Annotated in this window: 13 protein-coding genes; 12 read left to right on the forward strand and 1 reads right to left on the reverse strand. The window is 53.1% G+C overall.

The genetic code is table 11. The features are described 5' to 3' along the window. Window positions 1-76 precede the first annotated feature (76 nt). From QZ554_RS06765 to QZ554_RS06790, 6 genes are all read left to right on the forward strand, one after another. The gene (locus QZ554_RS06765) at window positions 77-2,638 is read left to right on the forward strand and encodes an ATP-dependent Clp protease ATP-binding subunit (RefSeq protein ID WP_297195276.1); all 2,562 of its coding nucleotides are present in this window, start codon (window positions 77-79) and stop codon (window positions 2,636-2,638) included. Further along, window positions 2,635-3,207 (forward strand): sigma-70 family RNA polymerase sigma factor, encoded by a 573-nt coding sequence (locus tag QZ554_RS06770; protein WP_297195278.1) that lies wholly within the window; start codon window positions 2,635-2,637, stop codon window positions 3,205-3,207. Before QZ554_RS06765 ends, QZ554_RS06770 begins: the two co-directional genes overlap by 4 nt. 57 nt (window positions 3,208-3,264) lie before the next feature. Beyond that, window positions 3,265-3,681 carry a hypothetical protein gene (locus tag QZ554_RS06775; protein WP_297195280.1) on the forward strand — a complete coding sequence of 139 codons (417 nt, stop codon included), beginning with the start codon at window positions 3,265-3,267 and terminating at the stop codon, window positions 3,679-3,681. 14 nt (window positions 3,682-3,695) lie between these two features. After that, the gene (locus QZ554_RS06780) at window positions 3,696-4,157 is read left to right on the forward strand and encodes a hypothetical protein (RefSeq protein ID WP_297195281.1); all 462 of its coding nucleotides are present in this window, start codon (window positions 3,696-3,698) and stop codon (window positions 4,155-4,157) included. A 760-nt stretch (window positions 4,158-4,917) separates the two neighbouring features. Beyond that, entirely contained in the window at window positions 4,918-7,566 is a 2,649-nt protein-coding gene (locus tag QZ554_RS06785) for a carboxypeptidase-like regulatory domain-containing protein (RefSeq protein WP_297195283.1), read from the forward strand. A 20-nt stretch (window positions 7,567-7,586) separates the two neighbouring features. Continuing rightward, the gene (locus QZ554_RS06790) at window positions 7,587-8,411 is read left to right on the forward strand and encodes a GLPGLI family protein (protein ID WP_297195285.1); all 825 of its coding nucleotides are present in this window, start codon (window positions 7,587-7,589) and stop codon (window positions 8,409-8,411) included. 22 nt (window positions 8,412-8,433) lie between these two features. Here QZ554_RS06790 and QZ554_RS06795 read toward each other — a convergent pair whose 3' ends face one another. Beyond that, on the reverse strand, window positions 8,434-8,610 hold the full coding sequence (locus QZ554_RS06795; RefSeq protein WP_297195287.1) for a hypothetical protein: 177 nt from the start codon (window positions 8,608-8,610) through the stop codon (window positions 8,434-8,436). Between the two features lie 15 nt (window positions 8,611-8,625). Here QZ554_RS06795 and QZ554_RS06800 point away from each other — a divergent pair, with 15 nt between their 5' ends. From QZ554_RS06800 to QZ554_RS06825, 6 genes are all read left to right on the forward strand, one after another. Further along, entirely contained in the window at window positions 8,626-9,249 is a 624-nt protein-coding gene (locus tag QZ554_RS06800; protein WP_297195289.1) for a hypothetical protein, read from the forward strand. Window positions 9,250-9,338: 89 nt separating this feature from the next. Continuing rightward, window positions 9,339-9,509 (forward strand): hypothetical protein, encoded by a 171-nt coding sequence (locus QZ554_RS06805; RefSeq protein ID WP_297195291.1) that lies wholly within the window; start codon window positions 9,339-9,341, stop codon window positions 9,507-9,509. A 238-nt stretch (window positions 9,510-9,747) separates the two neighbouring features. Then, window positions 9,748-10,560 carry a hypothetical protein gene (locus tag QZ554_RS06810; RefSeq protein ID WP_297195293.1) on the forward strand — a complete coding sequence of 271 codons (813 nt, stop codon included), beginning with the start codon at window positions 9,748-9,750 and terminating at the stop codon, window positions 10,558-10,560. A gap of 218 nt (window positions 10,561-10,778) precedes the next feature. Beyond that, on the forward strand, window positions 10,779-11,744 hold the full coding sequence (locus QZ554_RS06815) for a hypothetical protein (protein WP_297195294.1): 966 nt from the start codon (window positions 10,779-10,781) through the stop codon (window positions 11,742-11,744). Further along, window positions 11,741-11,962: a hypothetical protein gene (locus QZ554_RS06820; RefSeq protein ID WP_297195296.1), complete on the forward strand. Its 222-nt coding sequence runs from the start codon at window positions 11,741-11,743 to the stop codon at window positions 11,960-11,962. Before QZ554_RS06815 ends, QZ554_RS06820 begins: the two co-directional genes overlap by 4 nt. 98 nt (window positions 11,963-12,060) lie before the next feature. Continuing rightward, the coding region (locus QZ554_RS06825; RefSeq protein ID WP_297195298.1) for a hypothetical protein at window positions 12,061-12,541 on the forward strand (481 nt) is incomplete at its 3' end.

Below are 12,541 nucleotides of genomic sequence, written 5' to 3' on the forward strand. Positions count from 1 at the left end.
AGGAGCTCCTCGCCCTCAACGGGCACTATGCTCGCCTGCATGCTATACAGGTGAAGTCCTAATGATGCACACTATCATGAGATACAACTATACTGATACCTTCCGTTCCACCCTAGAGCTCGCCACCGACAAGGCTCGTGAGCTAGGCCTCCCCGAGGTCAGTCTGGATCTTCTCCTCTGGGGGATCCTGAGGGAGGGAACGAGCTCGGCTATCAAGTTCCTCTCCGATCGGGAGCTCTCTCCCCAGACGCTCCTACAGCTCACCGAGGCTCTGCTGCGTCACCCCAAGGAGGAGGATGAGCTCCCGCACTCCGAGCCCACCGGTGCTGTCCTCTATAGCCTAGAGGCTCATAGTGCGATCGCTCGTGCCGCAGAGATCTGTACGATCCTCGGCGACCATGCGATCAGCCCCCTCCACCTCCTGCTGAGTATCATCTTCTGCGGAGTGCCGACGGTGCTCAGTGGCTTTGCCAACGTCGGCAACTATGACCTCTGGTCTGATCCCCTCATCCAGCGTATCGGCAAGGCGCTCAAGCGTGGCGAGAAGGCTGGAGACGAAGTCCCTGCCAGCGAGGGGACAAGTGTGCGCATACGTCCCATACAAGCCATCGAGGTTAGTGCCAAGGGTATTACCCCCATAGCACTGGGGGATGATCTCCCTCCTATCCAGGCCTTCGTCCGTAGGGCTGAGGGCAGTATAGATATCGAGGGGGACTTCCTCTCCCAGCTGATGAACCGTGCCAAGCGGGAGCTAGGAAGAGGTGGAGGCGAAGAGCCTCGTGCGGATATGGATGAGTTCCCCTTCGCTGAGTTTGGTGTTGATCTCGTGGAGCATGTCCGAGCCCAAGAGCAGAGCCCCACTGAGGGGCTGGAGCGTGAGTCAGAGATCGAGCAGCTGCTCCAGATCCTCCTCCGCTACAAGGCTTGTAGCCCGATCCTCATCGGTGAGCCTAAGGTCGGTAAGACGGAGGTCGTACGCCAGCTCGCACGCTTGATCGCACGGGGCGAAGGCCTGCCCGAAGCCTTCCCTTACAAACATATCCTGCAGGTGAGCTTCACGAGACTCTTCGCAGGTGCCCAGTTCATGGGTGGGGCAGAGGCTACCATACGTAGTCTGATGGAGAACCTACGTGCAGCTCCAGATGTCCTACTCTTCGTGGACGACCTGCATCTCCTGCGCTCGGGAGGACGTGCCCCTGGAGGCGAGGTCCTAGATACCCTCTTTGCTGCTCTTGACCTGAGCGGTCTGCGTCTCATCGGGACGGCGACCAGTAGTGGCTACACGCAGAGTCTCGATGACAGCAGTCAGATGGAGCGTGTCTGCTACCCCGTGCTCGTGGAGCCTCTCTCTCGGGAGCGTACCCTCGCAGTCCTCAGAGAGAAGAGTCGTCAGTACGAGGAGCACTATGGTGCCGACCTGCAGCCCCTACTGGAGCGTGTGCTCGATCTCTCGGAGCGTTATATGCCCGCCCTTCCCTTCCCCTACAGGGCTCTTGAGCTCCTAGATGCTACGGGAGCTGTCGTCCTAGCTCGTCTACCCGAGCGAGGCACGAAGACCAAGGGGCGAGGAGCCAGCAGACCGACTGCGCCTATCTATACCGAGGCAGATGTCGATCGGGCACTCTCTCGTCTGACCTCTCTGCCCCTAGAGCGTATCTCGGGGACAAATGAACTAAAGCACCTCATCGAGCTACCTCATCGCCTCAAGGCCTCTGTCCTCGGGCAGGATCGTGCTGTCGAGGCAATCGCCCGTGCCATCCAACGCTCTCGCCTAGGGCTAAGAGATAGCCGTAGACCGATAGCCTCCATGCTCTTCCTCGGCCCCACAGGGGTGGGGAAGACCTATCTGGCGAAGGCTCTTGCTCGTGAGGTCTTCGGACGTGAGGACGCTATGGTGCGTATCGATATGAGTGAGTTCTCCGAGCGGTTCGCCGTCTCTCGTCTCATCGGTTCTCCTCCGGGCTATATCGGCTATGGAGAGGGAGGTGAGCTGACACAGCCCGTACGCACCCGTCCCTACTCACTCGTCCTACTGGATGAGATCGAGAAGGCGCACCCCGATACCTATAACATCCTCCTACAGGTCTTCGAGGACGGACGACTGACGGATACGGAGGGCAATGTCGTGGACTTCCGCAATACGATCGTCATCATGACGAGCAATGTCGGCTCTCGTCAGGCGCAGGCCTTTGCCCGTGGGGTAGGCTTTGCGGGGCTATCGGACGAAGCCGAGCGCAGTGAGCGCATCTCACGCCAAGCCCTACAGCGCACATTCAGCCCCGAGTTCCTCAATCGCCTTGATGAGATCATAGCCTTCGAGCCACTCTCTGATGAGGCCCTCGTACGTATCTTTGAGCTGGAGCTCACGCAGCTACGTGAGCGTGTCAGTCAGCAGGGCTATAGGGTGACAGTCTCGGCCGAGGCTCGTCGCTTCCTCGCTCTGAGGGAGCTCGATCGTGCCATGGGGGCACGTCCTCTGCGCCGTACCCTCCAGCACGCTGTCGAGGATCAGCTCCTAAATCATATACTAGACGGCTCACTGGCCGTAGGGGATAGTCTCTCGATCACGCTCGGGCGCAACCAATCCCTACGCTATGCCGTCCAGCATCCTCCACTCAAAGCTAAGAGCCATACATGACTCCCCCCGTCCTGATCTCCGAGGAGGATCTGCAGCGTCAGCTGGCTGATCCTGCGACACGCCGATCAGCCTTCTCCTCGGTCGTCCGCCTCTACTCTCGGCAGATCTATTGGCAGATCCGCCGTATGGTCTATACGCATGAGGATGCGGATGACCTGGTGCAGAATACCTTCATCAAGGCTTGGGAGGCTATCGAGGGCTTCCGTGGCGAGGCTAAGGTCTCCACGTGGCTCTACCGCATAGCGATGTATGAGTCACTGAACTTCCTGAAGAAGCGCCGTAGTGAGGAGGAGCACCGAGTCGCCCCTAGTGAGGAGGCGGATGCCGAGTATCTGCTCTCCCGCCTACATGCCGATGAGTACTTCGATGCTGACGAAGCCGAGGAGCGACTACAGCGTGCCCTACTCAGCCTACCTGCCAAGCAACAGCTTGTCTTCCGCCTACGTTACTATGATGAGATGCCCTATGATCAGATGGCACAGCTCACGGGTACGAGCGAGGGCGCACTGAAGGCCTCCTATCACCACGCCCACAAGAAGGTCCTCGAGCTCCTCGGGAGGGAAGAGTAAACCTTTTGCCTCATCTCTTGTCTCACCCATTGAAGCCTAGCACTTCGCCTACTATATATGGATAAGCAACCCCTACTCCCCACCCCCGAGGAGAGCAAGCAGCACTATCGTGTCCCCGAGGACTACTTTGATCAGCTCGAGGAGCGGATCATGGCACGCATCCCCGAGACTCCCGTGGAGGCCGAGGCGGAGCCTGCTCGCCCCTCGCTCTGGGTACGTGTGCGCCCCATCGTCTATCTCGCTGCGGTCTTCGTCTCGATGAACCTTGTCTTCCGAGCTTTCCGCAGTGTGATCCATCCCGACTCTACTACTCCCCAGCAGGTCGCCACAGCGACGACGGCCGAGGAGCAGGACGAGGCTTATAGCACCTATTACGCTGAGTATGGAGCCGAGGTGGCAGCTCAGGATGCCCACGAGTCTCTCTTCGCTGATGGCACCCTCTTCACCTCCACTGCCTACTCCTCATCTTATTAGTCTATCTCCCTATAATGAGACCAACCCTCTATACACTCCTACTCGCTCTCCTGCTCCTCGTAGCTCCTACGGCCGAGGCGCAGAAGGACAAGAAGGCGCCCGCTCATCCCACGCCCTCGATGCGGGAGCGTGTGCGCACTGAGAAGCGAGCCTACCTCATTCAGCGCCTTAGCCTCACCGCTAAGGAAGCGGATGACATTACCCCCATCCTAGACGAACTGGATGAGAAGCGATTCCAGCTCTGGCGTGAGGGTATGGCTCTAGGCCACCGTGTACGCCAAGGCGACAAGACGCTCACCGAAGCCGAGCTGTACACCTTCCTCGAGTCTTCGCTCTCGGCACGGATCAAGGAGGCCGAGCTAGAGAAGACCTATTATCTGCGCTGTCGTCCCTATCTCACGGCTCAGAAGATGGTGCAGCTGCCGATGGTGTGCAAGGAGTTTGCCCGCCGATTCTTTGAGCGGCACAAGCACTAGCCCTTCCCCCTCTCATTCGCTCGTGGGAAAATAAAAATAATAGCGACTATGCGAAAGGCTCTGCGGCATACGTTATATAGGTGAGCAGAGTATGGTATTATGTGTTTGTCACCTGTTTTGTCAGGTGCTCCCCCTATTCAGTTGGTCCCCACAGAGGGCAGCTGGATAGGGGGATTTGTTTTATCCCCCTTCCTCTTCTACCGCCCCTTATCCTGAGGTATGGCTACGCCAAGCCCTAGGGTAGGGGACTTGGTGTATTGCCTCCCCTTCGCTCTCGTTTTCATCTTCGTGGGAAGGAGGGCTTTTCTTGGGGATATAAGGGGGGCTTAGGGGAAGGATTGGAGAGGGGAGCAAGTCGTCAAAAATACCCAATATAACCACCTCTGTATCAGTCATCCCGAGAGGGGCAAAACGAACATCCCGAGAGCGCACTTGCGCTCCTATAAAGAACGCTCTCGTCACCTATGTAAGGTGATTGGAGCGAACATACCGAGACCACTTTGGCGATCATTACGTGTCCACTGATAGGGCTCTCGGAATGTACTCCAAAGGAACCTAAATAGGTGGCTGCTCACGGGGGGAGAATACCCCCGATCAGCATCCTACGGCACGGATGGTGCTAGGGGGGGATGGGGGCTTCATGGTGTGGCTATATCTCCTACTGTATGAGTGTCTTGGGGTGGGTAATTCAGCCTGTTGCTTGGTATGAAATTTATTCATATATTTGCCCCGTAATAGTATTGTTAATTCCACGTTAGCGATGCGATACCGAAACACCTACTCAAGCCCACTTGGTAGCTCATGCTATGTACTGAGTCTACTGGTCTCCCTCTGGAAGGGGGGAGCGGGGTTGCTCGGCCTTATCTGCCTCAGCCTTACCCTCGGGGCACAGAGCTCCATCAAGATCCGAGGGGTCGTCCACTCAGGCAAGGAGCCACTCCCTAGAGTCTCTATCACCCTCCTCTCCGTGACAGATAGCACCATCCTTAGCTATGCCCATACGGATGCTGGAGGGCAGTTTGAGCTCACGGCAAGTGGCCAGCTCACTCAGGCTATTGTGTCGGCTCGCTGCCTCGGCTACAAGACCTATGCCCAGCGTCTCACACTCCCCACGGCGCACGAGCTAGATATTGATCTCAAGGAGGATACCTATCTCCTCAAGGAAGTCTCCGTGCAAGCTCCACGGGTCTGGGGAAACCAAGATACGATCAACTATAATGTCGCTCGTCTAGCGAAGGCCACTGACCGCAGTATCGGGGATGTCATCCGTCGTATCCCGGGTATGCGTATGGAGGGAGGCCTGCTCAAGTACCAAGGCAAGCCCCTAAAGCAAATCAATATCGAGGGGATCGATCTGACCCAAGGGAACTATGAGCAGATCACGAGCAATATAGACGCGAGCGACATCTCCACCATACAAGTGCTGGATAACTACCAGGGAATTAAGGCACTCGTCGGCAAACGCTCCTCGGATGATGTGATCCTCAACCTCAAGCTCTCGCCCAAGAAGCGTGGGATCTGGGGTGTTTCGCTTGACTTGGGTCTTGGCTATGGTGATGGGCTTGAGACCAATAGCCGGATCAGGAGTAACTACCTTGCCCGGAGAGCTCAGTTCCTCGGTGTGGTGTATGTCGATAACTCAGGCAGGCAGTACTACGAGAGCTCCTTTGGCGTGCAGAGGGGTGGCTCGAGGGAGGAGCGCATCTTTGCCCGCATAGATAAGCCTGCTACTCCCAACCTCCCCCCATCATACTATACAGACAATGTGTCGCTGATGGCCAGTGGCAATAGTGCCTTTGTCCTCTCGGATAGTAGCCAGCTCAAGCTGCAGGGGAGCTATCGGTATGATAAGATTCGCTCCGAGGGCTCTTCGCAGGCTCGGTATGGACGCTCCTCCTCCCCGCTCCTCCTAGATGAGCGCATCGAGCATCTACTACGGCAGGGGAGCGCCTCGACCAGCCTTAGCTATGAGAAGAACTTGCAGAGCTACTACCTCAAGGATCAGCTTCGTGCAAGTGCCTCGCAGAGTAGGGCCTCGGGGATAATCGCCCTCAATGGACTAGCAACCCCTCAGCATCAAGGGCTGGATGCCCTGCACCTGAACAATCAGATGCATTTCATCAATGGTCGTACACGTCTCCCGATAGAGCTTATCCTCACCCAGCGGCTTACGACCTCAGACGAAGACTTTGAGACAGCCAATAACCAGCAGCTGCAGCAGGTACTTCCCACACTACATAGCATGATCGGGCAGCGGGGATGGTTCACAAGTCTCTATACGGACAATCGCCTTCGGATCCTCAACCTCCCCCTTGTGCGCTACTGGACGTATAGCCCTCAGGTCTTCGCCTCGTACCAGTGGCAGAGCCTATCGAGTAGCCTACTGGAGCGCACGGGCAGTAGCTATGATCGTGTCCTGCGTGTAGGTGTGGAGCAGACCCTAAGCTATCTACGTCAGAAGTATTCCATAGATCTAGCACTCCCCGTCATCTACCAGCTTCGACGGACAAGCTCAGATCGTCTAGCAGGCCTCCTCTTTGAGCCCCATCTCAAGGTCAAGCTAAGCTTAGGACAGCACTGGGGGCTCCAGCTGACAGGTAGCTATGCACATACGGAGCCGAGAATCCGTGATTGGTATCCCTACCCCGTCCTAGAGAGCTATCGCAGTCTGACGGTCGGGACACCTAGGCTATTCAGGGAGCAAATAGCTACCATAGAGGGGCGGGTAGACTACCGAGACATCTTTTCGTTCCTGTCGTCCTCTCTGAGGGCGAGACAGAGCATGCACTACAAGCCCTTTATCCAGATGCTGCTCCTCGGTGAGGACGGAGGACGCTATGAGCTCCTCGAGCACAAGCACCATACACAGACCTTCTCGGGGGTGTGGTCGCTGAGCAAGGGATTTACCTGGGCAGGCCTAGGGATCGACCTTGACCTAGGCTATACACACCATCTAGGGCAGGTAGCCTATCAGGGGACGATCACGCCCTATAAAGTACATACCCAGAGCGTGCGACTAGCCCTGAAGGCCAATCCCATCAAGGAAATCCTCCTGGACTACAATGTCTACTATGGACGTAACTATACCTCCCGATTCGCCTCTCGCACCGAGATAGATAACCTCCTCTCCGAGACCGCACAGATAGGAGTAGCCTTTGGGAAAAACATATTTTGGGATATTATCCTAGAACATAATCATGTCAGCTCCTCCAGCGAAAAGACCGATGTCCTACTTCTGGACAGCCAGCTCAAGTGGATCGGCTCTCGAGTAGAGGTGGGCTGCGAACTGAATAATCTGCTGGGCATGCAGGTCTATCATAGCATCCAGCGCCTATCCTATGCTACCATCCAGCACAGCTATCGTCTACGTCCTCGTGCGGTGCTCGTGAAGGTCTCATTCAAGCTCTAACCACTAACTATAGATATAATATGAAAGCCATTAAACTCATACTCCTAGGAGTATCCCTATTCAGCATCCTCCCCCTCGGGGCACAGGTCTTCGACCCACCACGCTCGCTCGCTGAGGCTGATAGTCTTGATCGGGTGCAGTATCGTGTACTCTACCAGCTAGACTTCATCTCTGATCCTACTGATCGGGAGTATGTCACTCAGGATCAGGTGCGCCTAGACATAGGGACACAGATCTGTAAGATGTATAGTCTGCGACACTACCAAGCTGACTCTGTCGCCACACCCTTGATCGAGGCTGGTCAGTCTCCTCGGAAGATCGTGACAGATGTGGTCCCGCCGATGATCCTCTACAAGGGCTATCCGAAGACGCAGGATATTACCACTGACTACCGCCTGCCCGCTGGAGCTCCTGTGATGAGCTACGTAGAGCCTAAGCCTACCCTACAATGGCAGGTGAAGCCCGAGAAGCGGGAGATCCTCGGACATAGCTGTCAGAGGGCAGAGGTCACCTTTGGGGGGAGGCAGTGGATCGCTTGGTTTACACCAGAGATTCCACTCTCTGAGGGGCCGTACAAGTTCGGGGGACTACCCGGGCTGATCCTAGAGGTCGCTGACAGCGAGGGGGACTATCGGTATACCTGCATAGGGATCACCAACCTCTCCGCTGGGGAGAATATCGTCCGCTGGAAGTGGAACCAGCGCCCCACGACGAGGAAGGAGCTAGAGAAGATCATCGTCCAGCTCTATGCCAATCCCGAACAAGCTATCAAGGCCCTCGGAGGACGAATGGGCTTCAAGGGTGATCCTATGCTCAACCTCCCATACAACCCCATAGAGAAGTAAAGCCATGAGCACTCGGCAGGTCTTATGCATCGTACTCCTCGGTCTCGGCCTCTGGGGCTGCAGGACGCCCCGAGGGATGCTTCAGGCGAAGGAAGGGCAAGCCCCAATCACTCCTCGCCCGCTGTCTGAGATCCAAGTGATAGATCATATCGCAGTCAGGGATCGAGATGGGAGGACTAGTTGGGAAGAGAATGGGCATACCTATGAAGCTGATATGGGGTGGGTAACACGACTCAGCATCACCGATCACCTTCCAATACTGTCGGGAGTAGAGACCCTCCGGTATCTGGATGGGGCATGGGCGAGTTACCTCAATGAGCGACTGAGTCGAGTAGGTATACGGATCGAGAAGGTTATCCTCAGCGTCTCGAATCACCTCATCGTCTTTCGTGGCTATGAGGCTCCGAGCCGTAGACGTATCGTGGACTGTCTGATAGCCCCTCATTCTCAAATCCGTCGTGTAGGAGTCCAGTATACCCAGCCAGGCGTCTTTACCTCTGAGAATATGGCGGTCAGGGAGTTCTATGAGTTTCCCGCAGAGGATCAGATCTTGATCGTGGATCATCTACGAGACCGCAATGATGTAGGTGACCTCTGTATCGCTTACATCCTGCAGGATATCTCCCAATTCTCGGAGGCCGAACTAGAGCGCTACAGCTTCCTAGGCTATACATGGTATCGCCACCTCTTCACCAATCGGAGTACGATCTACCAGCATATAGCTGAGTTCATCAGTCCGATCACGGTGAGCCTCCTGCCCTCGTGTCGCTACAAGGAGTTTGTCCCACGGAACTCCTCCGAGGTGATCCCTAAGACCTACCTCACCAAAGAGAAATAACAAAATGTGATTCTCTCCCTAAAAGGGCATGGGGAGCGGATCATTAGACTTAGAAATGCCCTAGTAATAACTCGTAATCCTTAAGACATATGGAAACAAAGGATTTCTCAGCTCTGAGTGAGCAGCTCCTCAGCCACATAACGGGAGGGGCTGATGAAAAAAAAGAGTTCACTTGTGTGTATGATACCAAGAAGAAAAAACAAGAATCTTGGTATGATGACCCAGCACAAGAGTACAAACCTGTTAGACCCATCGAGTAAGGAGGTCACAGAGGCCTCTGTCCTCAACTCGTAGTGGCAATTGACCTCAAAGGATCATATTGCAACTAGCTTATTCAAAGTTCACGGACTACCCCCTTGGTCACAGGGTGGGTAGTCCGTTAAAATCGGAGAATAATATCGATACTCCATAAAAGAAGTAGAAGTTATGAGCACTCGATGGTTATTATATATATTCCTCACCCTGTGGCTGTCTAGCTGTGTGGCGACCCAATGGACCTTGAAGGGCAAGGAAGGACAACCCTCGATTACTCCCCGTCCTCTATCTGAGATCCGAGCTGTAGATCATCTGGTCGTCAGTGAGCCGGGCAAGTTCACTAGTTGGGACGAGGAGGGGCATACCTATATGGCAGTGCTAGGGTTCCTCTCACGACATGATCCCTCTCGCAAGATCACCCTCCTATCTGGGACAGAGACGCTGCGCTATAAGAGAGGAACATGGGCACGATATCTCAATGAGCTACTGGGTCGAGTCGGTATACGGACAGAGGGGATTATCCTCAGTGTCCCCAATTACCTTGTCATCTTCCGTAGCTATGAGCCCCTCAGTCGCAAGCGAGTCATAGAGTGTCTGATGAGCCCCTACGGCTATGAGAGTCGTATAAAAGTGAACTATGCCGAAGCGCACACTTTTACCCGTGAGAATATGGCCATCAGGGAGCTCTATGAGAGCCCTGCGGATAATCAGATATTGATCGTAGATCATCTGAGGGATCGCAATGGTGTGGGTGACCTCTGTGTCGCCTATATCCTACAGGACACCTCTGGCTTCTCGTTCTGTGACCGCAGGCGATATAGCTTCCTGGGTGACCCGATACTTCAGCGCCTCATGAGTAGTCGGACGATGACCTACCAGTATATCGAGCAGACACTCAGTCCCATCACGGTGAGCCTATTGCCATCGTGTCGCTACAAGGAGTTTGTCCCAAGGGATTCCACGGAGATTATCCCTACGAACTTCCTCCACGACGACAAGCCTACTGATACGTCTATCTCCCTGCGGGAACTATTTGAGGATCATCAGAGCAAGTAGTCCTCTAGTTGTAATCATTGATCACTGAGGTATGAGGGTAGGAGCCAATAGGCCTAGAGCATATATTTCCTGACTACATACCTATCCGAGTAATGGTGGGACAAGTTCACCAGTACGCTATAATCATATACCGAGTCCCATAGAGAGCGTATTGTGACCAATCTATTTGCTATATGAATCTCCCCTGATAGCAGATGGGGACTTTGAGGTAGGATACAATGATACTATTACTTTCTAATACACTAGATAAAAGCTCCGTTTTGATCTCATCTTGGCTAGAGCGATTGGGGGCTTCATTTTTATTCCTGAGTGAGGTGGATCTTTACCAAGAATGTTCGCTAGATATTGCAAGAAATGTATTGTGTGTAGGTGGGGTAGACTATTCTCTAGAGGAATTTAATTCCGTCTGGATTAGGAGGCCATTCTCTTTCCATATGACGGAGCTATACCAGCATCTACAAGGGCAGATCGATATAGACCTTGGAATTCTATTGAGAGAAGAGGTCGCAACGATAACACGATATCTGTATACCTTCCTAAGTATGCATAGCCCTTATTTCTTGGGTAATCCCTCTTGGCATGGAACAAACAAATTAGTAGAGCTAAAGATGGCTCAGGAGGTGGGGCTAAACACCCCCTTAATGCTAGTCACAACACAGAAGCAAGATGTCGTTGCCTTGGTCGATAGGGTTGGGAGTATAATATCAAAGTCTTTGTATAACTCGAGGGTGATTCATCCATGGGATAGATCATATGAGATGTATACTCATCTGGTCACTCGTGAAGACTTAAATGCATTACCAGATAATTTTGCCCCCTCCCTTATTCAAGAGGCTGTAGCGAAGGAATATGATATTAGGACTTTCTTCTTAGATGGGGAACTCTTCTCCATGGCCATCGTACCAGATCCTTCGACAGAGGAGGTTGATTTTCGTAGGCTTGAAACCGAGCAAATGAGATTATTGCCCATACAGCTGGGAGATACTATCAGCGCTAAAATCCGATCTTTCATGGAGAGAATGGGGTTGAAGGTGGGTTCACTCGACCTGATCAAATCAACAGATGGTACGATTTACTTTATAGAGGTCAATCATGAAGGGATCTTTAGTATGGTCGATGGGCCTTGTAACTATGGAATTCATAAACTAATAGCAGAAAAGCTAATAGAACACGATAAACGATGAAGCGAAAGTTTTATACTGACCTGATAGATGTAGAACAAAGACGTGTTTTCTCTGTCAATATCTTACTCGCTGAGAGGGAAGATGAGAGCTCCTCGGATTTGGTGCAGAGCGAACAAAATCAGACTTTCAGCAAGGAGCTAGCAAAAGTGGCATGGTTTAAAGAACAGGGAGGATTCTACCGACCTGTGTGCGGTCTACTGCATGAGGCGAATGGATAGATGAATATATGCTGTACATACTATCTCCTGACTGTAAGCTAGTACGAGGGCGATCTCGTGCTGCACTATATGATTTGGGTCATAACACCATATCCCTTGTGCCGTTACAACTATTGGATGCCTTCTCTGGGAAGTCTATTGACTCAGAGAATCTTCCAAAGGAGCTTAGCGGAATATTCAACTCCTTAGTTGACAAACAGTGCTTAATACGGGAGGCTAGTATTCCTGTCTTAGAGCTACCGAGTGAAGAAGTGGATGTTTCTCTTATTAGCCATTGTATTATCCAGTATAATGAGGAGTTCCCTTTTGATGTGATCGCCTCAGAACTGAGTCAATTATACTGTGAGAAGATTGTAGTCATTGTTGATAGTTCTGTGGCTTTTAGCGACCTGATGTTCAATCTTAATCCCCTCTGCCTAGGAGTGAATGCTAATATATCTATCCATATGAGGTATTCAGATTCGAATAGAGCTTATCTCGATACATTGTCGACCTCCTTGGGAAACATTAGAAGTGTAGTCCTTTATGGAGCTCCATCAGATGGCAATAAGGTGCACCAAGATAGTATTATATATTTCT

This window comes from uncultured Porphyromonas sp. (assembly GCF_915070105.1).
Classification (GTDB): Bacteria; Bacteroidota; Bacteroidia; order Bacteroidales; family Porphyromonadaceae; genus Porphyromonas.